The following is a 24,277-nucleotide window of genomic DNA, read 5'->3' on the forward strand; positions in this document are numbered from 1 at the left end:
CGCAAATCTTGTTGGAAAATCAGCATACAGCCGGTACCTGTATCCAAAACACAGCTTTAAATGAAGGATACGGCATGACTGGGAAGCGCGCGGTTACCAAACAGAGTCTGCCAGAGATGATCGCCAACGATCTACGTGAGCGCATCCTTAGTGGCGACATGTCTGAAGGGGAACCAATCCGTCAGGAAGCACTTGCCGAGGAGTATGACGTCTCCCGCATGCCAATCCGCGAGGCTCTGAAACGGCTCAATGCCGAAGGACTGATCCAATGGGCCAACAATCGTGGTGGCACTGTCACCAAGCACTCAATCGGCGAGATTGGTGAAATCTTTGACCTGCGCATTCTGATCGAAACCGACCTCTTCCGTCGTGCAATACCGCAGATGTCGCTCGCCGATTTTGACAAGTGTGAGAACATCTTACAGCAGATGGAAACCTCGTATGACGAGGATGATGTGGCACGCTGGGGAACGCTCAACCACGCGTATCACAGTGCACTTTACGCCGCTGCCGGACGTAGCCTTACCAAAGACATCCTTGACCGCATCAACATCCAATCCGACCGCTACGTGCGCCTACACCTTAGCGTCATGGAACAGCGCGAGCCGGCCAAGGAAGAGCACCGCAACCTGCTCAAACTAGCTCGGGAGCGAAACACTGATGCAGCCTGCGGCCTGCTTGCCGCACATATTGAGCGCACCAAGAACGAACTTCTTGAGCTGATCGAGGCAAAACGCGCAATCGAAACCTAATTCCAAGTCGCTTTTTGCGGAACAGACTTGCTTGCGTCGATAAATTGGATACAATATCCACAAGCAATCTTTCAAACAGCGAGTCCCACATGACTTTTGTCCCTCACGGCAACCACCTCATTGCTGGCACCTGGGTGTCCGGCGGCGCCAAATTTCCATCTGAACCTGCGCACGGCCCAGCCCATGACTTCTCCATTGGCACTGTCAATAATGTTGACGCAGCTGTGCAAGCCGCCGAAGACGCCTTCTGGAGCTTTGGCTACTCGTCCCGCACCGAGCGCGCCGCCTTCCTGAACGCCATCGCCGATGAAATCGACGCGCGGGCTGAGGCTATCACCCAAATTGGCACCCAGGAAACCGGCCTGCCCGAAGCCCGCCTGCAAGGCGAGCGCGGCCGCACCACCGGTCAGCTGCGTCTGTTTGCCGAACACATCCTCAAAGGCGATTACCTCGATCTGCGCCACGACCCGGCCCTGCCCGATCGCGCACCAATGCCGCGTCCCGAGCTCAAGATGATGCAGCGCCCCATTGGGCCTGTGGCCGTGTTTGGCGCGTCCAACTTCCCGCTGGCTTTTTCCACCGCAGGTGGTGACACCGCCGCCGCATTGGCCGCTGGCTGCCCCGTTGTGGTGAAAGGCCACTCCGCGCATCCCGGCACCGGTGAAATCATCGCCGAAGCCATCCATGCGGCGATCAAATCTTGCGACCTGCACCCCGGTGTGTTCAGCCTGATCCAGGGTGGCAACCGCACTGTGGGTTCCGCTCTGGTGCAACACCCGCTGATCAAAGCGGTTGGTTTCACTGGCTCGCTCGCAGGTGGCCGTGCCCTGTTTGATCTCTGCGCCGCCCGCCCGGAACCAATCCCCTTCTTTGGCGAACTCGGCTCCGTGAATCCCATGTTCATCTTTGAGAACGCGCTGGCCAACCGCCATGCTGAGCTCGCCACAGGTTGGGCTGGCTCTCTGACCATGGGCGCCGGCCAATTCTGCACCAACCCCGGCATCGCTGTTGTGCTTGCTGGCTCGAACGCAGAAACCTTTGCGCAAGAAGCCACAGCCGCCCTCACCGATCAGCCAGAGCAAACCATGCTCACGGACGGCATCGCCGCTGCCTACCGCAAAGGCCAAACTTTGGTCGCCGAAACCACCGGCGTGCAAGAGCTGTTAAAAACCAGCTGCGACCTGCGCGGCGCCACACCGTACCTCTACCAAACCACCGCACAGAACTGGCTGGCCAACGAAGTGCTGGGCGAGGAAGTCTTCGGCCCGCTTGGCGTGATCCTTGTCGCCGACACCCTCGATGAAATGCGCGCCGTGGCCAAGCAACTGCAAGGTCAGCTCACCTGCACACTGCATATGGACGACGCTGACACCGAAGCCGCGCAAAGCCTGCTGCCCATTCTGGAACGCAAAGCTGGCCGCATTCTGGCCAACGGCTTCCCCACCGGCGTCGAGGTCAGCGACACCATGGTGCACGGCGGCCCTTACCCGGCCTCCACAAACTTTGGCGCCACCTCGGTGGGCACGCTCTCCATCCGCCGCTTCCTGCGTCCGGTCTGTTATCAGAACCTGCCAGCGGCTCTGGATCCAACCACACAAACCTAAGACCCGGCCCACCGGGCCAAACCCAAAGACACCTCCCCAAAGGGCGGCATCACATCCGATGTCGCCCTTTTTTGTATCTCCCCGCGCCTTTGGTCGCAGTTGCACTTTGTCCGCTTTCCAGTAGCTTACCGCAAAGACCCGCAGCCACTTTTAGCCAGAACTCTGTTTAGTCCCCAGTCGGAGCGAACCTTATGCGCCCCATTTCCCATGTTGACCGCGTTCTGGACGCTGCTTTTTCTCCCTCTGCCGCTGCACACTCCCGTCTTGCCGCCAGTTGGCGCCGCTCTGCCCACAAACACGGGCTGGATCCAGCTTCCAAGCGCGACGTGGCCCGCGTCACCCAAAACTGCCTCAAACACCGTCGAGCGTCCCTGGACACTTTCATGACCGTTGCCGCCCCGCGTCTGGACTCGCTTTACGCTCTGGTCGGCCAATCCGGCTGTGGCGTGTTTCTGTCCGACGCCAAAGGCGTGATCCTGGATCAACGTCTCAGCGACGCGGACGCCCCCACCTTCGATCACTGGGGCCTGTGCAATGGTGCCGACTGGAGCGAAGCGCAGGAAGGCACCAATGGCATTGGCACCTGCCTCACCGAAGGCCGCCGCTTGATCATCCACCGCGACGAACACTTCTTTGCCTGCAACACCGGCATGAGCTGCATCGACGCCCCAATTTATGGCAGCGACGGCACAATTGTCGCCGCTCTGGACGTTTCCTCTGCCCGCGCGGATCAAACCGAAGCCTTCAACCGCCTGATCGCCGCACAGGTTGCCCAAACAGCCCGCGCCATCGAAGAAGCCCACTTCCGCGCCACTTTCCCCACCGCCCGCATTGTGGTGGCAGAAAGCGAAGACGCCGAGGCCGCCACCCTGCTTGCCATCGACAGCGATGATCTGGTGGTGGGCGCCACCCGCGAGGCCCGCCGCGTCTTTGGCATGGAAAGCAGCGCCGCGCTGACGCCGCGCCCAGCCGCAGACATCTTGGGGCGAGAAGACGGCCCCACCGGATTTGAAAAAGCCGAGCGCGCCGCCGTAGTTCGCGCCATCGCCCGCGCAGACGGCAACATCAGCCAGGCGGCGCGCCAGCTTGGCATTGGCCGCGCCACGCTCTATCGCCGCATGAAACGCCTCGGCCTTAACGAAACGTGACCCCATGTGTCTCACCCCTGAGACACCTCGTTTGTACAACCGTTTGCCCCCTCCCTGACGCGCACCTCCGCACACGCCATCCTCCCTGCAATCCGATCGGAGGAGATCGGACCTAGAGGAGGACCACTATGAACGACATGACCCACACCGAGACCGGCACCTACGTCTCGCCTTTTGCAGATCGCTACGACAATTTCATCGGCGGCGAATTTGTTGCACCGGTCAACGGCCGCTACTTTGACAACGTCACCCCGATCACCGGCGAGAAAGTCTGCGAAGTCGCCCGCTCCGACGCCGCCGACATCGAAAAAGCGCTGGACGCCGCGCACGCCGCCAAAGACGCTTGGGGAAAGACCTCCGCGGCTGAGCGCTCCAACCTGCTGTTGAAAGTGGCTGACGCCATCGACGCCAACCTAGAGCGCCTCGCGCAAGCAGAGACCTGGGACAACGGTAAACCAATCCGCGAAACCATGGCGGCTGACATTCCACTTTCCGCTGACCACTTCCGCTACTTCGCAGGCGTGCTGCGTGGTCAGGAAGGCAACATGTCCGAGATTGACGCGGACACCGTGGCGTATCACTTCCACGAGCCTCTGGGCGTTGTTGGTCAGATCATCCCATGGAACTTCTCCATCCTGATGGCCGCTTGGAAACTGGCCCCTGCTCTGGCCGCAGGTAACTGCATCGTGCTGAAACCAGCTGAGCAAACCCCAGCCGCAATCATGATCCTTGCGGAAATCATGTCCGAGTTCCTGCCAGCTGGTGTTCTGAACATCGTAAACGGCTACGGTGCCGAAGTGGGCGCCCCACTGGCAAGCTCCAAGCGTATCGCAAAGATCGCCTTCACTGGCTCCACCGCCACCGGCAAAAAGATCATGGAAGCGGCCACCGACAACCTGATCCCGGTCACGCTGGAACTGGGCGGCAAATCGCCAAACATCTTCTTCTCTGATGTCATGGCCAAAGATGACGCCTTCCTAGACAAAGCGGTCGAAGGCTTTGTGCTGTTTGCCTTCAACCAAGGCGAAGTCTGCACCTGCCCGTCCCGTGCCCTGATCCAGGAAGACATCTACGAAGAGTTCATCAAACGTGCCATCGCCCGCGTTCAGGCCATCAAACAGGGCGACCCACGCAACCCGGAAACCATGGTTGGCGCACAGGCTTCCGTGGAACAGCAAGAGAAAATTCTCTCCTACCTGACCATCGGTGTGGAAGAAGGTGCCGAAGTGCTGACCGGTGGCGCAGCGGCCAAATTCAATGGTGAGCTTTCTGGCGGCAACTACATTCAGCCAACCATCCTGAAAGGCCACAATAAAATGCGTGTCTTCCAGGAAGAAATCTTTGGCCCGGTTGTCTCCGTGACCACCTTCAAAACCGAAGAAGAAGCGCTCGAGATTGCCAATGACACCATGTACGGCCTCGGCGCCGGTGTTTGGTCACGTGACGCCAACACCTGCTACCGCTTTGGCCGCGCCATCGAAGCTGGCCGTGTCTGGGTGAACAACTACCACGCCTACCCGGCCCACGCTGCCTTTGGTGGTTACAAACAGTCCGGTATTGGCCGCGAGAACCACAAAATGATGCTGGACCACTACCAGCAGACCAAGAACATCCTGATGAGCTACAACCCAAACAAGTTGGGCTTCTTCTAGGAACCGCCCCCCCGTGAGGAAACTTCCCCCGCTGCGTTTGTGGCGGGGGCTTTTTATGCCTACTCTGACCCAGCGCCAATCATCACATCAGACAGTGTCCCATAGGCTGCAATCCAGGCTGCTTGCACATCATCTGTGAACGCCTCCCCAAGCCCCTGACGCAACGCCCACATCAGCGCTTCACCGACAAAGCGGTAATCTTCAGGCGTAACCTCATAATCAGTGTGACGCTGTCCCAATCCAACAACCGCAGGTAAAAACCGCCCCGGTGAATTGAGGCATTTCATCACCAACTCTAACATCTGCATAAATTTCTTTTTTTGCTCCGCCATGTCTTCGGGAAACAGCGGTCGCAAGTGCGGCGCCAGATCAAAAAACCGACCGTAAAACAGACCCGCAATCGCCTCTGCATTTGGCGTTACCATCCGAAAGCTGCTCTGCACCAAATTGATCTGTTCCGGGGTCATCTCAAGGATCCTTCACAAAGGTAGCAATTGTAACCTACACCAATTTCCACCCCGCGGCCCGAAATTTAACTTACGCAACAGCGGCCAAAGGTCTTACTGTTTCGCGTAAACAAAAACACTCGCGCCTCACTGGTCGGCCCATTCTGTGCCGCGCACCTGCGAAGTGACCCCGTGCCACAGTTTCACTTCGCAAGCCACGCACAGGCGCCTTTGGGCTTATCGCGCTTGCGCCCGATACGCCTCCACAGGCAATCCACCAATGCCCCAATCTTCCAGCGCAACCTCATTGATGACAACAAAGGTGGTTGCCGGGCTTTTGCCAAGTACGTTCTTTAGCAGGTCCGTGACCCCCGCAATCAACTGGGCCTTTTGTTCCACGCTTGGGCCGTCACCATTCGGGCCACCTTCGCGGGTCACTTCAATATTCACATAAGGCATCAATCAATCCTCTAGCGGAACATAGGTGAAAACTTTGGTCACGATGCGCCAGCCAGACCCGTCATCAACAAGCGTGAGCACATCCAAAAATGCACGCCCCATCATGCTCATATGTGCGGTAACATGCGCCAAACGCCCCCCTGGAAACGCAATTTCCAGCACATGTTCTTCGCGCGGATCACCACGTTTGGCCGGTGGTTCGCGGCTGTCCACACGCTCCATGTATGTCTCCAGATCGAGACAAAGCTCATCCCCGTGAGTGGCGCAGACATAGGACAAACGCGGATGAAACACCCGGCGCAAAAGCGCACTGTCTGCCTGGTGCAGCCCCTCAAAGTACGTTTCCATCAGCAAGCTTACGGCTTTAAAATCAGCTGGTGTCATTGGATCAGCCCCTCCGCTCGCATTGCGCGCTGAACCGAAGGGCGAGACGCCACACGGGTCACAAACGCTGCCAGAAGAGGCCAGCGCGTGATGTCGATTTCGGTGAAGTTGGCCCAGTTTGAGACCACAAACAAATAGGCGTCAGCGACAGAAAACCGGTTAGAAACCAACCATTCTCGGCAATCTTTCAACTGCGTTTCAATCAGATCAAATTTGCCCGCGACTGCTGCGCGCGCGGTGTCTTTAGCAATCTCAGATGTGCCATTTCGAAACAATGGGCCAAATGCCTTGTGCAACTCAGTTCCTATCCAATTGAGCTGCTCGTTCACACGTGCGCGATCCAGCGTGCCCGCTGCTGGTGCCAAACCCGCCTCAGCGTTGCTATCCGCGATAAATTGCAAAATTGCCGGCCCTTCGGTCAGCACGCCGCCTGCATCCAACTCCAACGCGGGCACATATCCTTTTGCGTTGATCAAGTGATAGTCCGCGCCAGCTTCGGTGCGACCGGCATCGGTGTCCACCATTTCGATGTCATAGGCGAGCCCGGCTTCCTGCAAAATGATGTGGCTGGCCAGCGAGCAGGCACCGGGTTTGTAGTACAGTTTCATGGGATACTCCTGTGATAAAAGATGCCCCATGGCTAAACGCCGAAATCATAAATTGATAATATTGTGTTCTCACTTTAATGATCAGAAAAATCGATCATGAAGGCGTTCTTTTGAAACACGATCAACTTTTGGCATTAGACGCAATTGTCTCAACCGGCACATTTCGGGGCGCAGCCGAACGGCTGAACAAGTCCCAATCAGCGGTCAGCCACGCTATCCGCCTGCTCGAAGAAGAACTTGAAATTTCACTGTTCAGCCGCGCGGCCTACCGCCCAGCCCTAACGCCTGCCGGCGAGATTTTTTACCGCGAAGCCTCACGCGTGTTACGTCAGATGCAAGATTTGCGGTCAACAGCAGCCCGGCTGCGCGCCCGCGTGGAACCAGAGATAACCCTTGCTGTCACGGCAACAATGGACCTCGACCCACTGTTGTCCGCTTTGGCGGACGTTGGACAGCGCCACCCGGCGACACATCTCCGGTTGGCCATGGAAATGATGGGCGGGCCAGCCGCGAGATTGATGGAGGGCAAGGCAGATATTGCATTGGCCTCGATGGATGGGGTGCCGCTGGATAAAGTTGAGGCTGAACCCGTCGCAGAGGTGACAATTCGCCCGGTCGCCAGTCCCAAATTGGACCTGCCTTCCGGCACCCGGGCACTCTCTGTCTCAGACATGCAAAGCTATATCCAAGTTGTCACCGCAGGAACCGGCGGCGATGCCTATGCGCAAAGCCGAGACTTGCTCCCCGGAGGACGCAAATGGACGGTTTCCGATCTCAGCGCGAAGAAAAAGGTGATTGTCTCCGGCTTGGGTTGGGGCGGCATGCCGGATCACATGACCCGCGAAGAACGGGAGGCAGGAGGTTTGCGGTCTCTGAACCTCGAGGGGTTTCCCCCGCGGCATACGGTCCTCTACAAAATAAGGCGCAGAGATCGCCCACCGGGCGTTGTCGCCACAGACCTTTGGGACCGAATTGGGACAGGCTGATGTCGTTTACCGCCTGCTTGCCTTCCCCATGCGCTGCGCACCATAGCGCGTTGGGATCGAGCTCCGCAACATTGCGGCCTGCCAGCCCCGCTAATAACCCTCTTGACACACGGCGTTCAATATTCGCAAAAATGTCCAACATTTTTGATTTTGGTCGGTAAAATGATCCTGCGACGCGACAGCCAAGAAGACGACACCGTTATTGCCATGCTTGCGGCTGCTTTACGGCGCGACATCTCTTTTGGCACGTTGTTGCCAGACCAAAAGTTGAAGTTGCAAGCCCTGCGCACGCGGTATGGAGGATCCAACCACTCGATGCGTGAAACCCTACGGCTGCTCACCGCCGAAGGGCTGGTGGAGGCCACGTCCCAGCGCGGATTTCGGGTCGCCTCAGCAACTGAGGATGATGTGCGCGACATTCTGATGGTGCGGACGGAGATCGAGAAACTGGCCGTCGCTTTGGCCGTCGAAAACGGCGATATCGCTTGGGAGGGCCGCGTGATTGCCGCGCATCATGCCCTTCGCAAAGCCGAAGAGTGCATCGCCGAGACCGCTGATGACTTGACTGCGATGGAGTGGGATGAGGCCTGTCGGGCGTTTTCCTACGCACTCATTGATGCCTGCGGCAGCCCGCGTCTCATCGACCTTCAGCGCAAACTATACAATCAAAGCCGCCGGTTTCGGCTGGCGCTGCTCCGCGAAGGGCACCTTGACTTTGACAGGCGCGGCAAACGGCAACAGGCGCTTGTCGATGCGGTTCTGGCCCGCGACAGCAAGGCTGCGATTGCAGCTTTGGCAGAGGACATCAAATCGGAATTACAGCCGGACACTTGAAACAGATCATTGGGAGGATAACGTGATCAAACTTACTCGCCGGAAGGCACTGGCCCTGATGGGCGGCACGGTGGCAGCAAGCGGATTGGCCGCGCCTGCACTGGCCATGAACAAAAAAATCAAAGTGGGCGCACTGCGTTTCACATCCCACTCCGGCAACTTCGTGGCCTTTGAGCGCGGTTACTTCGCCGAGGCAGGATTGGATGTGGAATTTGAGTTTTTCCAAGCTGCACAACCCATGGCCGTCGCCATCGCAAGCGGCGACATCGACTATGCGGTGACCGCTATTTCTGGCGGTCTCATTAGTCTGGCTGACAAAGGCGCAATCAAAGTTATTGGCGGCGCATTGCAAGAAGAAGCTGGCATTGATGGTCAGAAGTACCTGATCTCCGATGCCTCCTATCAAGCTGGCATCAAAAGCCTCAAAGATCTCGATGGCAAGAAATACGCCGTCACCCAGGCAGGCTCATCCTTCCACTACATGGGCGCCAAAATGGCAGCCGCCGAAGGCATCAACCTGAACTTCACTCCTTTGCAAAAGGTTGGTGCGATCATCGGCGCGATGAAGTCCGGTCAAGTGGATGGTTGGTCGATTGTGCCGCACATCGCCAAACCTCTGGCCAAAGCGGGCGCATGGCACATTGCGGGCAATGTCTCGGACTACATCCCGGATTATCAGGTCACCACCGTGTTCACTTCCGCCAATAACGCAGCCAACGAGCGTGGTCAGACCGAAAGCTTCCTGGCCGGTTTCTCCAAAGGCGTGGATGACTATGCTGCCGCCATGATTGACGGCACAGCGGATCAGGACGCGATGGTCGATCTGATCCACAAATATGTCTACACAGACCGCGAACGCGCCAAGGCAGCCGGATCCATCATCAATGGCACCATGCGCATCAGCTCCGGTGCTGCCCTGAACGTGGGCTCTGTTCAAGACCAGTTGAGCTGGTTCCAATCCGAAGGATTGGTCGGCGCAGACATCACCCTCGACACACTCGTAGACAGCTCCTACGTGGAAACAACCGGCGCCTAGACCGCCCTCAGGTGGGGCAGCAAGAGCCGCCCCGCCGCAGACTTCTTGAGGCACGACATGGACATCAGGCTTGATGGTATCGGCCATTCTTACGATGGCTTTGAGGTGATGCGCGACATCACACTCGACATCCCAAACCAACAAATCATCTGCATTGTCGGGCCGTCAGGCTGCGGAAAATCGACGCTCCTGAGGTTCATTGGCGGGCTGGAACGCCCCCAACGTGGTCAGGTTTTGCAGCTGGGTAATCCCCCCAAAGACTGCCTCAACCCGTTGACCTATATCTTTCAGGATTTTGCCCTACTGCCGTGGCGGTCAGTAACCGGAAACATCTCGCTGGTCTTGGAGGATCACGGTATCCGAGGCGCCGCCGCGCGCGAGATCATCACCGATGTTCTGGCCCGCACCAAGCTCACCGATTTTGCCAAAGCCCTGCCCAAACAGCTGTCAGGCGGCATGAAGCAACGCGTGGCCATTGCCCGCGCCTTGGCGGTGAAACCCGCCGTTATGTTGATGGACGAGCCACTGTCTGCGCTCGACAGCCAAACCCGCGAGTTGTTGATGGATGATCTGGTCAGCCTTTGGTCGCGCCAGCCTTTCACAGCTGTCTACGTCACGCATAACTTAGCGGAGGCCGTGCGCCTTGGGCACAAGGTAGTTGTTTTGTCGCGCCGCCCCGGCCAAATCCGCGAGATTGTCGAGATCGACAAACCTTTGGCTGACCGTGAGTTTGGCGACGCGGACCTCGACGCCTACCAGAAACGCCTGTGGAACCTGATGCGCGACGAAGCCCGCGCCGCAGATGAGGAGTTGCTGCATGTCTGAAACTTCAGAAAAAGCCGTCACCTTTCGCGGCGGCGGGTTTGCCCCCAAACCCAAAGCCTGGATTGGTGTCGCAGTCTTTGTTGTGCTTATCGCCATCGCAGAATGGGGTACTCAGTCAGGCTGGATTTCACCTCTGACCCTGCCCAAACCGTCCGATGTTTTGGAGACATTCCGCCAACTTTATACCAGCGGATTGCTGTTTCAACATTTAGGCCCCTCCTTGGCACGCCTCGCTGTGGGCGCCACCTTTGGTGTCAGCATAGGCATCGCCGTTGGCGTGTTAATTGGGCTGTTTTCCCATATCCGATCCGGGCTTGTACCTTTGGTGGCCGCAATTTTTCCCATCCCGAAAATTGCCCTTTTGCCGCTGTTTGTGATCTGGTTTGGCATTGGCGAAGGCTCCAAATATGCCCTCATCGCATTTGGCACCTTCACCCCCACCGTTGTCGCCACCTACGGCGCTGTCGACAATGTGGATCGCACATTGATCCGTATGGGTCAGAGCTTTGGCCTGTCATGGTGGTCCATTGTGCGCAAAATCATCCTGCCAGGGGCTATGCCAGGCATCTTGTCTGGCCTGCGCATCAGCCTCGCAATTGCGATCATCCTGCTTGTCGCAGCAGAAATGCTGGGCGCGCAATACGGGATTGGCGCGTATATCCTTGAGGCCGGCTCGCTTTATGACCTAGAGCGGTTGTTTGCAGGAGTTGTGATCCTGTCGCTGCTTGGTGTGATTGTGAGCACTGTCATCGGATTCATCGAACGACGCATGCTTGGCTGGCGCTCCTGAACACAGCGCCAATAATCGCTCTGATGGAGGCGTGACCTTCATCATCAGGCCACCCAGATTCAGTAAAACACAAACGACGCAGCATGCCCGCGAGATCGAATTTGTGTTATCGATGTGAACGCATCAAGTCGAAAAGCAAACAGCCCACCTATGGTTCATAGGGATAGACAGAAAACGGCGCAGGGTCCTCCCTGCGCCGTTTCTCATTTAGACAATTCAGTGATTGAAGAACCCCAAAAATCCAAGACGGAAACCGAAAGCTCCTCAGTTTCCTTCACCCACACTTGCTGTGGCCACAGCTGCGGCATGTCATACAGCCTTCCACCATCTGCAAATCAAACTGACCACAGCTTGGGCAGGCTTTGCCACGTGGGGCGCCACCAACTGCCATTACTTCAGCCTGCGGGTCGGATTTCAGCCCCATGCCTTCACCTTCGATGAAGCCAATCGCAATCATGTGGCGCTCCAGCACGCCGCCAATCGCAGCCAGAATGGACGGGATGTATTTGCCCTCCATCCACGCGCCACCACGCGGGTCAAACACAGCCTTCAGCTCTTCGACCACAAACGATACGTCCCCGCCACGACGGAACACCGCCGAAATCATCCGGGTCAACGCCAATGTCCAGGCGTAGTGCTCCATGTTTTTGGAGTTGATAAACACTTCAAACGGACGGCGATGCCCATTGATGATCACATCGTTCACCGTCAGGTAAATCGCGTGCTCGCTGTCTGGCCATTTCAGCTTGTAGGTCGCACCTTCAAGGCTTTGTGGCCGTTCCAGCGGCTCCGCCATGTAAATGACCTCACCGGAATCTGCCACATGGTCCGCTGGCTGCTCACCCGGCGCTTTCTCACTGCTTTCAGACACGGTCAAAACCGAGCCCGTCACATCGTTTGGACGATAGGTGGTGCAGCCTTTGCAGCCGGTGTCCCACGCCTGCATGTAGACATCTTTGAAGCTTTCAAAGTCGATGTCTTCCGGGCAGTTGATGGTTTTGGAGATCGAGCTGTCGATCCATTTTTGCGCCGCCGCCTGCATGCGCACATGCGCTGCGGGTGCCAATGTCTGTGCATTCACAAAATAGCTTGGCAGCTCCTTGTCGCCAAACTTGTCGCGCCACATTTGCACTGCGTAATCAACCACTTCCTCTTCCGTGCGCGAGCCGTCTTTCTGCAAAACCTTGCGGGTGTAGGCATAGGCAAACACCGGTTCGATGCCTGAGGACACGTTGCCCGCATAGAGGCTGATGGTGCCGGTTGGTGCAATCGACGTCAGCAGCGCGTTGCGAATGCCGTGCTCAGCAATCGCCGCCTTCACGTCCTCGTCCAAGTCCTGAACCAGGCCACCGTTCACGTATTTGTCTTTGTCAAAGAGCGGGAAAGCCCCCTTCTCTTTTGCCAGATCCACCGACGCCAGGTAAGACGCGCGCGCAATGGCTTTCATCCAGGCTTCGGTCTGCAAGGCCGCTTCTTCGGTGCCGTACTCCAGGCCCAACATCAGCAGAGCATCCGCAAGGCCGGTCACACCAAGGCCGATCCGGCGCTTGTTCTGAGCTTCATTCTGCTGCTCCGGCAGCGGGAATTTGGACGCATCCACAACGTTGTCCATCATCCGCACGGCAGTTGCCACCAGATCAGTCAGCGCCTCTTCATTGAGTTCCGCCGCTTTTTCAAACGGGTCGGTTACCAATCGTGCAAGGTTGATCGAGCCCAGCAAACACGCACCATAAGGCGGCAATGGCTGCTCACCACATGGGTTGGTTGCCGCAATCTCTTCGACATAGCTGAGGTTGTTGCGCTGGTTGATGCGGTCGATGAAAATCACACCTGGCTCAGCATAGTCATAGGTGCCCTGCATGATCTTGTTCCACAGGTCACGCGCATCCACGGTGTGATACACCCGATCGCCAAACTTCAGCTCCCACGGACCATCCGCTTTCACCGCTTCCATAAAGTCATCGGTCACCAGCACGGACATGTTGAACATGCGCAGACGGGCCGGGTCAGATTTGGCAGTGATGAAATCTTCAACATCCGGGTGGTCACAACGCATGGTCGCCATCATCGCGCCGCGACGGGAGCCCGCAGACATGATGGTGCGGCACATTGCGTCCCACACATCCATAAAGCTCAACGGTCCGGACGCATCCGCCGCCACGCCCATTACGTCCGCGCCGCGCGGACGAATGGTGGAGAAGTCATAGCCAATGCCGCCGCCCTGCTGCATGGTCAGCGCCGCTTCTTTGAGCATGTCAAAAATGCCGGACATGCTGTCGGGTACCGTGCCCATCACAAAACAGTTGAACAATGTCACATTGCGCGCGGTGCCTGCGCCAGCCGTGATCCGGCCGGCTGGCAGATATTTAAAGTCTTCCAACGCGCCGTAGAATTTCTCTTCCCACTTGGCCGAGTCTTTTTCCACTTTGGCCAGATCGCGGGCGATCCGTCGCCAGCTGTCTTCCACCGACAGATCAATCGGCGTACCGTCCGCCTCTTTGAAACGGTATTTCATGTCCCAGATTTGCTCTGCGATGGGGGCGGCGAAACGGCTCATCGGTGGATTCCTTGGTTGTGCTGCGCGTGAGTTTAGGGTTTTTTAATCTATATCAAATCTGCGTCATCTGACAACGGGCAAATATGGTATTTTTCGCGAAGGAACCACATTATTTTGGGGTTGAAGGTTAACAACCCCACTATATACTGTGTTGTCCGTGCATAATTCTGTGGATAAACTGTGGGTAAAACCGTGCATCTTGTGAAACTTTCGGTTGGCTCAGAGAGCCCGGAAACGCTTGCGGCCTGGCAAGAGGCCAACAAAGCGCGCTTTCCTGACGGACTCCCCCGCCACGTCACGCGCATGTGGCCTAAACGTGAGGCTGAAATCCTCAATGGAGGCTCAATTTATTGGGTCATCAAGGGCAGCATTCAGTGCCGTCAGCGCGTTTTGCGTTTGGACGAAGTCATAGGCGAAGACGGCATCCGCCGATGCGCGATCGTTTTGGAGCCAAAAGTGCATCTGACACAGGCCGCTCTCAAACGTCCTTTTCAAGGATGGCGTTACCTGAAGCCCGAGGACGCTCCTGCCGATCTGCCTGCCAACCGCGCCAATGACGATGTTTTGCCGGACGACCTCAACCGCGCCCTGGCAGAAATAGGCGTTCTCTAAAGAGATGCAACGCGCGGTGCAGTAACCGTTGCGCGCGCCCTGCGCCTCACAAAAACGCACCTCTGCGATACAGTCGTAATACCGACGCAATACTGACATGGATTTTCCAGAGATTTGGCGGATTAACGCGCCAACAAATCAAACTCAGCGCGTGCCAATATCCTGCGGTGCCACGGACACGGATTTCATCACCGCATAACAGCGCACACCTTCTGACAACTCAAGGGCAGCCGCCGACCGTCGCGTGATCCGCGCCAAAATGCGCCCGGCTTTGGTGTCCACCGACACAATGGCGCCCGGCCCACCGCCGGATCGAACCGAGTGCACCTTGCCCTCCACAATATTGAGCGCAGACAACCCTTTAGGCGCCTCTCTTGAGAGGATCACATCATGCGCAGCCACGCGCACACGCACCTTATGTCCCGTTGGATGGCCCACCTCTGGCAACATCAAAGCCACGCCATTGGCTGAAAGTTCTGTAAGCCCGTCCTCGTGATGCTGCGCCACTACCGCCTCAAGTACCGCCCCCACAGCCCGCGGTCCCATAGGCGTAAAGCTCGGATCAGACAGCACTTCCGCCGCCGTCCCCACCCGATCCACCTTGCCTTCTTTGAGCGCCACAACCGTGGTCGCCAACCGCGCCACCTCGGCAATTGAATGAGTAACATACAGAATTGGAAGGGAAAATTCATCCCGCAGCCGCTCAAAATACGGCAATATCTCCGCCTTACGTGGCTCATCCAACGCCGCCAGAGGTTCATCTGCCAAGATCAATTTAGGCCGCGCCAACAATGCACGCCCAATAGCCACCCGCTGCTTTTCGCCGCCCGACAATTCCGACGGCCGCCGCTCCAACAACGCGGCAATGCCAAGGATATCAACCACCTGATCAAAGCTCGCCACCTCTGGTCGCGCTTTTGCCAACCCATTGCCGTACATCAAGTTTTTGCGCACCGACATATGCGGAAACAAGCGGCCCTCCTGAAACACATACCCAAGGCTGCGCTGATGTGTGGGCACCCAAACTCCTGCCGCACTGTCACTCAGAACCGCGTCATTCACAACAACCCGACTCTTTTTGGGTTTACTCAGCCCCGCCACCGCGTTGATCACACTGGTCTTTCCGGATCCAGAGCTGCCAAACAACACCGTCAGCCCAACCGGTGCCTCAAATCGCACATCGAGGTCAAAACCTCGAAACCCCTGCCGGATGTGCACCTCAACACTCATGCCTGCCCCACCTTTCTGGCGATGCGGCGGGCGAGCACTTCAGACAATATCAACGCCCCTGCAGCCACGATGATACTAACCACCACAAGCCGCATCGCTGCCGTTTCACCACCAGGCACTTGCAAAAACGCGTAGATTGCACTTGGCAAGGTCCGTGTTTGGCCGGGAATATTGCTGACAAATGTAATGGTTGCACCAAATTCTCCCATCGCTTTGGCAAAAGCGAGCACCATTCCCGCCAATAGCCCAGGCAACATCAATGGTACCGTGACTGTGAAAAACACCATCAAACGTGAGGCCCCAAGCGTGGCGGCGGCCTGCTCCAACTTTGGGTCAATCGCTTCAATCGAAAGCCGGATGGACCGCACAAGCAATGGAAACGCCATTACGGCTGCCGCCAGGGCTGCTCCGGTCCAACGAAAGGCAAACACCACGCCAATTTCTTTGAGAGCACCGCCAATAAGACCCTGCGTGCCAAATGTCACCAGCAACAAATACCCTGTCGCAACTGGAGGAAGAACAAGTGGCAAGTGTACCAAAACGTTAACAATTTGTTTACCAAAAAAGTCCCAGCGCGCGAGTGCATAAGCGACAAGAACCCCCGGTACAACAGCGCCCAACATTGCCCAAAAGGCCACCTTAAGAGACAGGCCCACTGCCGCCCATTCCTGCGGTCCCAACCACTCCGTCATTGTGTTTCCTCCAACACAACAAACCCACGATTGGCAAAGGCCTCCCTCGCTGCATCGCTTTCCATGTAGGTCATAAATTCAAGCACTTCCGGCCGATCTTGCCCAGTGACAACAGCGGTAGGATAGACAATCTTACTGTGCAAATCCGCCGTAAACCGAGCGGCGATCCGCACACGATCATCCACCTCTGCATCCGTGGCATACACAATCCCCGCGGCCACTTCTCCCAGCGCCACCAGCGCCAGCGCCGCACGCACATTATCTGTTTCGACCACATTGGGTCGAATGCCCTCCCAAAGCCCGAGGGATTGCAGGGCTTCTCTGCCGTAAATGCCTGCGGGCACCGCCTCAACCAGAGCCATCGCAACCTTGCCAGATTTTAATATTTCCGACAAATCTGCGACAACGCCTTCCTTCGAACTGGCCGCTATACTCACAGGAACCACAAGCGCCAACTCATTGCCAAATCTGGTGTTTATATTTTCCTTGGCCAGAAGACCTTTATTGTTCAGGTACGTCATCCACTTGACATTTGCCAACATTACCACATCTGCAGGCGCGCCATACGCAACCTGCCGCGCCAAGGTGGAAGATCCGGCAAACGAGGCGGTGATCTTATGTCCACTTTTCTCTTCAAACCTGGAAATTACGTCTGAAACCGCTTCCTGTAGGCTGGCGGCGGCAAAAATGCTGATCTGCTCAGCCCGAACAGACGACACAGCTACACCGAAGATGCCGGTCGCCAGAAGAAGCACAGAGAAGTAAGACCGCAGCATGGAACCCATTGTGTCCAGACAAGTTTTGTTGCCTGCATAGGCCTAGCCAATGTAGGCCAACCTACGCAAGGACTTTGCGCCCCTTCCCGGACATTCAGGATGGGCCGTCTGAGTGGCAAACCCATGGTCGTCCGCCCCTCCGAAGCCAAAACACATGTCAAACGCGACCGCCAAAGCTCTCGACCTTTACCGCACAAAAAAACGGAGAGCTTAGGGCTGAAGCACATGTCCCGCCCCTGTGCGCGACAACAAAGCTGGCAGCGCCGCGGACACAAAATACCGCGACAACAGTTGATACTCTTCCACTGATGCCTGCCCCGGCAATGCCACACCTTGGTGCTCAACCGTGCCTGCGGCGGCCATCTCGGTCTCCAACTCAGCCAAAATTTGATCCACCATCGCGTTTTCATACAAGACATTTGACGGCGTTGCGGCAATTTCTGTCAGGGTGCTCAGCCCTGGAATGGCGCTGGCTTGAGAGGGTATGATCCTATTGTCTGGAACCGCCTGTAAAATTGCGCGCGCTGTCTGTGCATCAAATCCCAGGTGCTGAACCAAATAGGCCATACGGGCGCTGCTCTGACCCTGAACTGGCGGAGAAGAATCTGTCCTCTCGGTATCCCGCCCCAGATTGCCCAAAGGCACCGGTTGGGTCGAATTGCTTAGTGAGGCATACGAACCTGTTGCATTGGGCTGGAACTGAGACACCTGCGCCTGCAGCCGCTCCATCGCCTCAAACAGCTTTTTTACCTCAGCCTGCGATGGTTGCCCAATAGGTTCAGCATCCTGCTGTGAAAACAGCGCCGAGGGTCTGGCCCGCATTGCATCCGCATCTTGTGCCTCAACAAACAGGTCTTTCAACGTGGCCAGTTCTCGTCGCAAGGTTTCAGCATCCAGCACGTCTGGTGCGCCCGCACTATACGGTGACAGCACCGGCTGGATCGTCACTGGCTGCACTTGCACGGGCGGAATTGTGTTGCTTTGCACCATTGTGGTCTGCGGCACTTGCGCAGAGTACGTGAGAGGAGCAGCGGAGGTGGCCGGCGCAATCCCAGTTGCCATTGGAGTTCCATACCCTGGCGCCACCACTTGTGGCTGTGGCATTGGAGAATTCCACGCCGCCGGCTGCGTCATACCCCCTGCGCTCTCTGCGTTTGGCACAGGCCACCCTCTTGGCAACACGGCGTAATCCTGGCGCGCAGCAATCCAACGCAGATAGGCTGTGACCGCCGAAAAGCCTTTGAGCGACACCCGCCCAACTTCGGTGGACCCCCGCCGGGTGCTCAGCTCCCCACCCGCGCCCAAAAGCAATTCAAGTTGCACATCCAATGGCTGCAAGATGCGCTCAGGCACCTGTATCTCCGAGACGCCCTCAGACACAAAAAACATGTCGCCAGCCAATGCGTGTTCCAGCCGCATCTGCAGCTGCCCCCGCTCAGTCAGAAACACCTCAAGCCCGTCTTTACGCGCCGCGCAAGCATAGGTACGCGGCCGACAGATCACCTCAAACACGTCGACATCCAACCGCGGCGTAGGGGCAAACCGCGCATACCCATCTGGATCAAACCGGAAATAGACCCCTTGCACCAGCCCTTCTTGAAAGCTGGGCCAGCCAAACGCCCCTCGCAACGCCTGTCGTGCCTCCCGTGCGCCAATGGCAAAGGGAATGGCCGTATCCAGGATGGCATTTTCCGAAGCAAACGCCTCGGCGCTCCGATCTTGGCCTCGCGCTGGTTGCACCGCCACAAAGGACGCGGCGCCGATCGAAACGGCCAAAGAGAAAAATAGTGCCTGCATGGTATGTCGCATTAGAAATCAGCCTTCTCTTGTACTGAATGACGCAAAGCCGGCAGCCAGTCGTCTTTCTGGGGGGGGTCCGGGTAATGGCGCAACAATCGTATGTCTTGATCGCGGAACGCGGTGTACCAGACCTCTGTGTCGCCCGTGTAAGGCGTCAGAATTGTGCCCTGCACCTTGTGCAGCAAGGCGGTGAGAATGATGCCATTATTGTTGGCTGTGAAAATGCCGACCCGTCCCTGCCCGCGCTCGTAAAGCCCTTCATACATGCCGTTTTCCGGATCGTAGAGCTCGATCATCGCCTCATAGAGCACGTCCGTGTACTCGGTCTCCCACAAGGCCCAGAGGCCCAGCGCCGCCTTGGCCGCCACTGCGGAATGATCCGGGACGTAGTCGCCGCGCGGCGTCACGGTGTTCCACGGGTAGCCGTCCGAAAAGATTGTATCGTAAGTGAAATACGGTGGCCCTTTGACATTGTGTTCTGAGCGCGCAGTCATAAACCCGGTCTGACGCCAACGGTTTTCCTGCACCTGATAAATCCGATCGGCAAACTCGGCGCGCCACCCGTCGGTATGCACCCACTCAGGACTGCTGTCGTCATGTGGGAGATCAAAACCCAGCTCCAACCCGTCTTGCAGGTAACTCTCTGTCACCACATAATTTTGAGAGTGGAAAATTCGAGGGTCGCGGCCATCATACGGCACCTGAATGCCAAAAATGGACGCTGTCAAAAACGGCTCTGCACGATGGGCCAATCGCGGCCGAAACCCCCAGAGGGCAAAACCCTTGGCCGCATACTCTTCATACCCCAGCCGCCCTTCCTGGGCATAGACCGTTTCATCCGTTTCCTTGTCGACATAGGCGCCAAACATCAGCCCCTCATCGTCAATCACATTGCGAAAATCCCACTTCAAAAGCACCGAATCGATGGTGTTGGCCAAATAGGGGTAGCGATTTTTGTAGATCCGCATCCACACAAGAAAGCGCCCGATATCCAGTGCGGAAAATCCAATTTCACCCGGTTTATTGGTATAATCCACCTTTGCGCCGGTTTTGGTGTGATACACTTTGTTGGGCAGCTCTTTGCGAAATAAATCCAAGCCTTTGATGGTCGTCAACAACTGCGTGATGCGGCGATCAAATTCTGGCTTTTCAATAAGGCAAAGCTCATAAGCGCTAACCAGACCTGCCATATAAGATGCAGTGTCCCACAGTGTGGTGGACGGGTAATTCCCCACCGAATTGGCCAATCCGGTGGACTCCTGCGTGAACTGTTCGAAGTAGTGCCATGCAACCTGAGCTGCCCGCATATCACGTTCATTTAGGAACCCGCGACGGCTGCGGTATTTTCGCACATAAGCGTTGTGCTTGTCATAGCCATGCGGGGCATTTTCCCCTCGGCTTTGTTGATCAAAGTAATCCGCAGGCATGTCGCACATGCGTGGCGGTTTTTCACGGCGGCGCTGCTCAACGGCCATACTACTGGTAACGCTGGGCAAATTGCCTCTCATAAGGGCGGGAATTTCATCCAATGCGCCCCCAGCTATGATCGGAATGACCTCGTCTTCCTGGGCTAGAAACACGCGGCGCGCAGAGACGCCAACTGCGTAACTCGCTCCGGTGATACACACCACCACAAGGCAAAACATCAAGACACCCACGATCGGGGCTCGCTTGCTGGAACCAACAGCACTCTTCATAAAACACACTCCAAACGGAATACATCTATAAAACCCCAAAATGGTTAAGAATTGGCAACTTCAATATTTGATCGCCAAATTACCGGTAATGGACAAAATAAGAACAAAAAATTACACGCAAACGCCTTCTTAACCTCATCCCGATATTCTTTCCATGTTCTTTGAGTAACCGGGTGTTGTTTTATGTCTCATGATCGCGCGCTGCCTGACCTATCTCTGGATGTCATTGGCACAATTTCAAATGAGCCAAGTGCATTTCGGGATCGCACGGTGCCCATGTGGACACACGGGGTGTCGTTTCTCTTTTCGTTTGGAGGCGGCATATGCCTACTCGCGGTCGCTATTTTTGTCGTGTTTTTTTACGAACTTGTGGCACAAGAGGGACAACGCATTCTTGCGGTATTGCTCGCCTTTGGAGCCGTGGTGCCAATCCTGGGCATTTTGATTTTTGATGTTGGACACGCCCGAGCACTTTCCGGCTACCGCCACATCCGAAAGCGCAATGCCGTAACCGGCCAGGCTCTTGTTGCGGTGCTCGCAGGAGGGGTGTTTGGCTTTCTGCACCCGCTGATGGCGGCGCCTTTTGTTGTTGGCGGCGTGTTGAGCTGGCTCCTTTGCGGCATGGCCGCGCGATGGACCCGCCGCGAACCCATGTGGGAGTTCTTGCCGCAAGAAGCCACCAGCTTCCTGTCCGGACGGGATCAAAGGGCCATCGATTTGGCCAACGCCGCCCGCGGGGACAGCGCGTTACTGGAAGGGCTGCAGAAAGTGCTGAGCCTTGGCGCACTTATCGCAGGTTTTGCTGTGGCCAGTTGGCTCAGCGCAACTGAGGTTATCAACATCGCAGCCATCGCCACCAGTGCTTTGGTGACCTATTGGTCTGTGGACGCGTTTTTTGCCTATTTTCGCCAACGCTCCGTTGCCGATCCCGAACGCCTTGGCCGCGCCGATGAGGTGGTGCTTTTACCGCCCCCGTATTCGGCGGATCCGGAGGGCGACAACACTTCCCTTGTTGTGCACCATTTAACTGTGCGCCCGGCAAGCGGAGCGGCCCTGTTGTCCGATGTGTCCTTTCGCGTCGAGCCTGGCGAAGTGATTGGCCTGTCTGGCGACAGCTTCTCCGGCAAGTCTCTCTTAATGCAAGCCCTGCACGCACCACATGACCTCACCGGGTTACAGATTGAAGGTCATGTCGCCCTGCAAGGCGCCTCTCTTTGGAGCCGCAATGGTGAGGACCGCCCGATCCAAAGTGTATTGGTGCCCCCCGAAACCTTGTCCGTGCCGGGCGGTGGCGCGGCGAACCTGTCCTGTTTTTGCGGAGATGCGCAATTGGATCGCGCCCGCAAGGCCCTGCAATCTTTGGTCTTTACCGCGGACACCGTGTCTCGAATTCTCAACGCATCAGACGTACGCCACCTCTCCCGCACAGAGCAAAAGGCCTTGTCTCTGGCGCGCGCATTGGCGCTGCGCCCTGGGCTATTTTTGATTGACCGACCCGAAGATGGCGCCAGTGAAAGCCTGCTCGCAGCCCTTGGTGACCGTTTGCGTTCTGAGGCCCGACTGGGCCATACCACATTGCTCGCCACCGAAAACCGCCAGCTCCTGGAACGCTGCGACCGCTTGTTAATGATGCAAAACGGACGCGTGATCGAATTTGCTTCAACGGCGGAAATCCGGGCGCGGTTGTCTTCCGGTTGGAGCCGTTTTGTCACCACCCGTGAGCTGGACAATGAAGAGGCGTTGGATGCCTGGCTTTGCAGCCAATTCCGCCGCGACGGGGATGAAGGGAACCGCCGTGCGGTCTGTATGGTGGCCAATGAAATGCTGGCCGTGGCCTGCCAGGCACCAAGCGACAGCAGTAACAGCTCGGATAACGTCTCTTTTGAATTCAAACATTTTGTTGGGCAGTGCCAATTGCGCATGATTGACCCGCGCTTGGCTCTCTCTTCAGGCGCCATGCAAAAAGCTCGGGTCGCCGCAGACACCTCTGTCGAAGGTGAGCGCTTGTCCCCACTTGCCAAAATTATGCGCGACAGCCTGGAAGTGGAAACCGGTGGCGAAGACGGAGAAGGTTATCTTCAGGTCACAATGAAAACCTATGATCCTCGGCTGCAGGAAAACCGCAAAGGGCATGCCGATGCACCGTCCCAAACTTGATCTTCACCCACCGCGCAGCCTCAACCCCTTGCAATGGATGTGGGTATTATGGGCGCTCTTGGCGACAAGCCTGCTGGTGATCAGCGCTTGGGCCTTTGCCACCCGTTTTTCGGTACAGCCCGCGCGCAGTGTGCGCGGCTCCTTTGAAAGCCAAACGCCCTTCGTCGACGTGGTTTTGCCAGCTGATGTCACATTAAGCGAGCTGCTAATTATCAATGGTGATCCAGTGGTTGTTGGGCAAAAGCTCGCGAGACTTGATCAAGTTGCGCTCCATGAATTGCTCGACAGGCTGCGCCAGGATCTCGCGGAAAATGCAGCAGCAAGCACGTGCTGGCGGGATCCTTCTCTCCCTCCGACAAGTTCCGGAGAAACGCTCTCGACGTCTTTGCAATCCTGTTACAACGCCAAAAGACGCCAGCAATTGGCGCGGGAGCAGCTGATGCACCGCCGCCATAGCCTTCAACGCGAAACCGCGCTTGCCGTGCGCGAGCTGGTCTTGCGCGCAAAAAACACGCCGCCAGCCGAGCAAAAAATCCTGATGCTGCGTGCCGCGTTGGAGCGGGAAACCCTCAATAGTGTGGTACGTGATGTGGAGTTTGAATTGGCAGACCTAATTCAATCTCAAGACGCCAGCCGCCTTCATGAGCTGACGGCGCTGGAAGCAGATTCGGCTGCCCTACACACGCGCTTGCTAACCCTGGAAGAAATCGCCGCTGATCCATGGCTCTACGCCCCACAGGACGGGCGTATCGAGCGCCTCCGCCGGCTGCCGGAAACCGCCGCGCGGGCGTGGGATGTCACTTTGGCGCAAATTCAAACGGACGCTCCCAACACGTATCAAGCCCGGTTTGTAATCCCGGTATCAGAAGCGGACACCCTACATGTTGGCGATCCGTTGTTTGTCACTCTGGCAGGTATACCGGTGCCGCAAAACCGGTTTCCGGCCCGCGTGCAAACCATCAAAAGCATGGACACCAGCGCTAGCAACGCCAGCGAAGTGCTTGTGCGCCTGTCCACGCCGGACCAACAAACACTAGGCATTTTGCGCACTTTGCCAGCAGGCACACGCTCATCCATGCAAGTTGACCTCCCGGTGCAAAAGCTCAGTAGCATGTTAAGCGCTGCCACAGACCGCATGAAACGCTCTTTCTAGCTCGCCAGCCACCCCATCCGTGATTTATCCATAGAAAAGCTCCGAAACCACTCCGGAGCTTTATCTATTGCAGCACATT

The 24,277-nt window shown here is 56.9% G+C and carries 22 protein-coding genes; 12 read left to right on the forward strand and 10 right to left on the reverse strand.

Going from position 1 to position 24,277, the window contains the following annotated elements:
- Window positions 1–74: 74 nt before the first annotated feature.
- The 4 genes from QOL67_RS15485 (at window position 75) to adh (ending at window position 5,156) form a co-directional block, all read left to right on the forward strand.
- Window positions 75–752: a GntR family transcriptional regulator gene (locus QOL67_RS15485; RefSeq protein WP_283426885.1), complete on the forward strand. Its 678-nt coding sequence runs from the start codon at window positions 75–77 to the stop codon at window positions 750–752.
- An 89-nt stretch (window positions 753–841) separates the two neighbouring features.
- Window positions 842–2,356, forward strand: coding sequence for an aldehyde dehydrogenase (NADP(+)) (locus QOL67_RS15490; protein ID WP_283426886.1), 1,515 nt, complete (start codon window positions 842–844; stop codon window positions 2,354–2,356).
- Between the two features lie 191 nt (window positions 2,357–2,547).
- Window positions 2,548–3,504 carry a GAF domain-containing protein gene (locus tag QOL67_RS15495; RefSeq protein WP_283426887.1) on the forward strand — a complete coding sequence of 319 codons (957 nt, stop codon included), beginning with the start codon at window positions 2,548–2,550 and terminating at the stop codon, window positions 3,502–3,504.
- Between the two features lie 128 nt (window positions 3,505–3,632).
- The gene (gene adh, locus QOL67_RS15500; RefSeq protein WP_283426888.1) at window positions 3,633–5,156 is read left to right on the forward strand and encodes an aldehyde dehydrogenase; all 1,524 of its coding nucleotides are present in this window, start codon (window positions 3,633–3,635) and stop codon (window positions 5,154–5,156) included.
- 59 nt (window positions 5,157–5,215) lie between these two features.
- Here adh and QOL67_RS15505 read toward each other — a convergent pair whose 3' ends face one another.
- The 4 genes from QOL67_RS15505 to gstA all read right to left on the reverse strand — a co-directional run bounded on the left by QOL67_RS15505 (window position 5,216) and on the right by gstA (window position 7,053).
- Entirely contained in the window at window positions 5,216–5,623 is a 408-nt protein-coding gene (locus QOL67_RS15505; protein ID WP_283426889.1) for a globin family protein, read from the reverse strand.
- 216 nt (window positions 5,624–5,839) lie between these two features.
- Complete coding sequence (locus tag QOL67_RS15510) at window positions 5,840–6,061, reverse strand: tautomerase family protein (RefSeq protein ID WP_283426890.1); 222 nt, start codon at window positions 6,059–6,061, stop codon at window positions 5,840–5,842.
- Between the two features lie 3 nt (window positions 6,062–6,064).
- Window positions 6,065–6,445 carry a nuclear transport factor 2 family protein gene (locus tag QOL67_RS15515; RefSeq protein WP_283426891.1) on the reverse strand — a complete coding sequence of 127 codons (381 nt, stop codon included), beginning with the start codon at window positions 6,443–6,445 and terminating at the stop codon, window positions 6,065–6,067.
- Window positions 6,442–7,053, reverse strand: coding sequence for a glutathione transferase GstA (gstA, locus tag QOL67_RS15520; protein ID WP_283426892.1), 612 nt, complete (start codon window positions 7,051–7,053; stop codon window positions 6,442–6,444). The genes QOL67_RS15515 and gstA overlap by 4 nt, the downstream gene beginning before the upstream one ends.
- Window positions 7,054–7,163: 110 nt before the next feature.
- On the opposite strand from gstA, the gene QOL67_RS15525 reads away from it, so the two are divergent.
- The 5 genes from QOL67_RS15525 to QOL67_RS15545 all read left to right on the forward strand — a co-directional run bounded on the left by QOL67_RS15525 (window position 7,164) and on the right by QOL67_RS15545 (window position 11,524).
- Window positions 7,164–8,039: a LysR family transcriptional regulator gene (locus QOL67_RS15525; RefSeq protein ID WP_283426893.1), complete on the forward strand. Its 876-nt coding sequence runs from the start codon at window positions 7,164–7,166 to the stop codon at window positions 8,037–8,039.
- A gap of 162 nt (window positions 8,040–8,201) precedes the next feature.
- Window positions 8,202–8,873 carry an FCD domain-containing protein gene (locus QOL67_RS15530; protein WP_283426894.1) on the forward strand — a complete coding sequence of 224 codons (672 nt, stop codon included), beginning with the start codon at window positions 8,202–8,204 and terminating at the stop codon, window positions 8,871–8,873.
- 22 nt (window positions 8,874–8,895) lie between these two features.
- On the forward strand, window positions 8,896–9,909 hold the full coding sequence (locus tag QOL67_RS15535) for an ABC transporter substrate-binding protein (protein WP_430458960.1): 1,014 nt from the start codon (window positions 8,896–8,898) through the stop codon (window positions 9,907–9,909).
- Window positions 9,910–9,966: 57 nt separating this feature from the next.
- Window positions 9,967–10,734 (forward strand): ABC transporter ATP-binding protein, encoded by a 768-nt coding sequence (locus QOL67_RS15540; protein ID WP_283426895.1) that lies wholly within the window; start codon window positions 9,967–9,969, stop codon window positions 10,732–10,734.
- A complete protein-coding gene (locus tag QOL67_RS15545) occupies window positions 10,727–11,524 on the forward strand; it encodes an ABC transporter permease (RefSeq protein WP_283426896.1) in 798 nt (265 codons plus the stop codon). The genes QOL67_RS15540 and QOL67_RS15545 overlap by 8 nt, the downstream gene beginning before the upstream one ends.
- 274 nt (window positions 11,525–11,798) lie before the next feature.
- Here the strand turns inward: QOL67_RS15545 and QOL67_RS15550 are convergent, their stop codons facing one another.
- On the reverse strand, window positions 11,799–14,081 hold the full coding sequence (locus tag QOL67_RS15550) for an adenosylcobalamin-dependent ribonucleoside-diphosphate reductase (protein WP_283426897.1): 2,283 nt from the start codon (window positions 14,079–14,081) through the stop codon (window positions 11,799–11,801).
- Between the two features lie 180 nt (window positions 14,082–14,261).
- Here QOL67_RS15550 and QOL67_RS15555 point away from each other — a divergent pair, with 180 nt between their 5' ends.
- A complete protein-coding gene (locus QOL67_RS15555; RefSeq protein ID WP_283426898.1) occupies window positions 14,262–14,693 on the forward strand; it encodes a DUF1489 family protein in 432 nt (143 codons plus the stop codon).
- Between the two features lie 144 nt (window positions 14,694–14,837).
- Here QOL67_RS15555 and modC read toward each other — a convergent pair whose 3' ends face one another.
- The 5 genes from modC to QOL67_RS15580 all read right to left on the reverse strand — a co-directional run bounded on the left by modC (window position 14,838) and on the right by QOL67_RS15580 (window position 20,888).
- Window positions 14,838–15,923 carry a molybdenum ABC transporter ATP-binding protein gene (modC, locus tag QOL67_RS15560; RefSeq protein WP_283426899.1) on the reverse strand — a complete coding sequence of 362 codons (1,086 nt, stop codon included), beginning with the start codon at window positions 15,921–15,923 and terminating at the stop codon, window positions 14,838–14,840.
- Window positions 15,920–16,615, reverse strand: coding sequence for a molybdate ABC transporter permease subunit (modB, locus tag QOL67_RS15565; protein WP_283426900.1), 696 nt, complete (start codon window positions 16,613–16,615; stop codon window positions 15,920–15,922). Before modB ends, modC begins: the two co-directional genes overlap by 4 nt.
- On the reverse strand, window positions 16,612–17,391 hold the full coding sequence (gene modA, locus QOL67_RS15570; protein WP_283426901.1) for a molybdate ABC transporter substrate-binding protein: 780 nt from the start codon (window positions 17,389–17,391) through the stop codon (window positions 16,612–16,614). Before modA ends, modB begins: the two co-directional genes overlap by 4 nt.
- 210 nt (window positions 17,392–17,601) lie before the next feature.
- Complete coding sequence (locus QOL67_RS15575; protein WP_283426902.1) at window positions 17,602–19,188, reverse strand: hypothetical protein; 1,587 nt, start codon at window positions 19,186–19,188, stop codon at window positions 17,602–17,604.
- 11 nt (window positions 19,189–19,199) lie between these two features.
- Window positions 19,200–20,888, reverse strand: a complete 1,689-nt coding sequence (locus QOL67_RS15580; RefSeq protein ID WP_283426903.1) for a DUF3131 domain-containing protein — start codon at window positions 20,886–20,888, stop codon at window positions 19,200–19,202.
- A gap of 183 nt (window positions 20,889–21,071) precedes the next feature.
- Here QOL67_RS15580 and QOL67_RS15585 point away from each other — a divergent pair, with 183 nt between their 5' ends.
- Together QOL67_RS15585 and QOL67_RS15590 are read left to right on the forward strand one after the other, a co-directional pair.
- Window positions 21,072–23,045, forward strand: coding sequence for an ATP-binding cassette domain-containing protein (locus tag QOL67_RS15585; protein ID WP_283426904.1), 1,974 nt, complete (start codon window positions 21,072–21,074; stop codon window positions 23,043–23,045).
- Entirely contained in the window at window positions 23,026–24,198 is a 1,173-nt protein-coding gene (locus tag QOL67_RS15590) for an HlyD family secretion protein (protein WP_283426905.1), read from the forward strand. The genes QOL67_RS15585 and QOL67_RS15590 overlap by 20 nt, the downstream gene beginning before the upstream one ends.
- The last annotated feature ends 79 nt before the right edge of the window (window positions 24,199–24,277 follow it).

It is taken from the genome of Shimia sagamensis, from assembly GCF_900182745.1.
GTDB classification, from domain to species: domain Bacteria; phylum Pseudomonadota; class Alphaproteobacteria; order Rhodobacterales; family Rhodobacteraceae; genus Shimia; species Shimia sagamensis.

What these genes read in the sequence shown, in the direction of transcription:
- QOL67_RS15485 (WP_283426885.1), top strand. Translation starts at nt 75, where the DNA reads ATGACTGGGAAGCGCGCGGTTACCAAACAGAGTCTGCCAGAGATGATC.
- QOL67_RS15490 (WP_283426886.1), top strand. Translation starts at nt 842, where the DNA reads ATGACTTTTGTCCCTCACGGCAACCACCTCATTGCTGGCACCTGGGTG.
- QOL67_RS15495 (WP_283426887.1), top strand. Translation starts at nt 2,548, where the DNA reads ATGCGCCCCATTTCCCATGTTGACCGCGTTCTGGACGCTGCTTTTTCT.
- adh (WP_283426888.1), top strand. Translation starts at nt 3,633, where the DNA reads ATGAACGACATGACCCACACCGAGACCGGCACCTACGTCTCGCCTTTT.
- QOL67_RS15505 (WP_283426889.1), bottom strand. Translation starts at nt 5,623, where the DNA reads ATGACCCCGGAACAGATCAATTTGGTGCAGAGCAGCTTTCGGATGGTA.
- QOL67_RS15510 (WP_283426890.1), bottom strand. Translation starts at nt 6,061, where the DNA reads ATGCCTTATGTGAATATTGAAGTGACCCGCGAAGGTGGCCCGAATGGT.
- QOL67_RS15515 (WP_283426891.1), bottom strand. Translation starts at nt 6,445, where the DNA reads ATGACACCAGCTGATTTTAAAGCCGTAAGCTTGCTGATGGAAACGTAC.
- gstA (WP_283426892.1), bottom strand. Translation starts at nt 7,053, where the DNA reads ATGAAACTGTACTACAAACCCGGTGCCTGCTCGCTGGCCAGCCACATC.
- QOL67_RS15530 (WP_283426894.1), top strand. Translation starts at nt 8,202, where the DNA reads ATGATCCTGCGACGCGACAGCCAAGAAGACGACACCGTTATTGCCATG.
- QOL67_RS15540 (WP_283426895.1), top strand. Translation starts at nt 9,967, where the DNA reads ATGGACATCAGGCTTGATGGTATCGGCCATTCTTACGATGGCTTTGAG.
- QOL67_RS15545 (WP_283426896.1), top strand. Translation starts at nt 10,727, where the DNA reads ATGTCTGAAACTTCAGAAAAAGCCGTCACCTTTCGCGGCGGCGGGTTT.
- QOL67_RS15550 (WP_283426897.1), bottom strand. Translation starts at nt 14,081, where the DNA reads ATGAGCCGTTTCGCCGCCCCCATCGCAGAGCAAATCTGGGACATGAAA.
- modC (WP_283426899.1), bottom strand. Translation starts at nt 15,923, where the DNA reads ATGAGTGTTGAGGTGCACATCCGGCAGGGGTTTCGAGGTTTTGACCTC.
- modB (WP_283426900.1), bottom strand. Translation starts at nt 16,615, where the DNA reads ATGACGGAGTGGTTGGGACCGCAGGAATGGGCGGCAGTGGGCCTGTCT.
- modA (WP_283426901.1), bottom strand. Translation starts at nt 17,391, where the DNA reads ATGCTGCGGTCTTACTTCTCTGTGCTTCTTCTGGCGACCGGCATCTTC.
- QOL67_RS15575 (WP_283426902.1), bottom strand. Translation starts at nt 19,188, where the DNA reads ATGCAGGCACTATTTTTCTCTTTGGCCGTTTCGATCGGCGCCGCGTCC.
- QOL67_RS15580 (WP_283426903.1), bottom strand. Translation starts at nt 20,888, where the DNA reads ATGAAGAGTGCTGTTGGTTCCAGCAAGCGAGCCCCGATCGTGGGTGTC.
- QOL67_RS15585 (WP_283426904.1), top strand. Translation starts at nt 21,072, where the DNA reads ATGTCTCATGATCGCGCGCTGCCTGACCTATCTCTGGATGTCATTGGC.
- QOL67_RS15590 (WP_283426905.1), top strand. Translation starts at nt 23,026, where the DNA reads ATGCACCGTCCCAAACTTGATCTTCACCCACCGCGCAGCCTCAACCCC.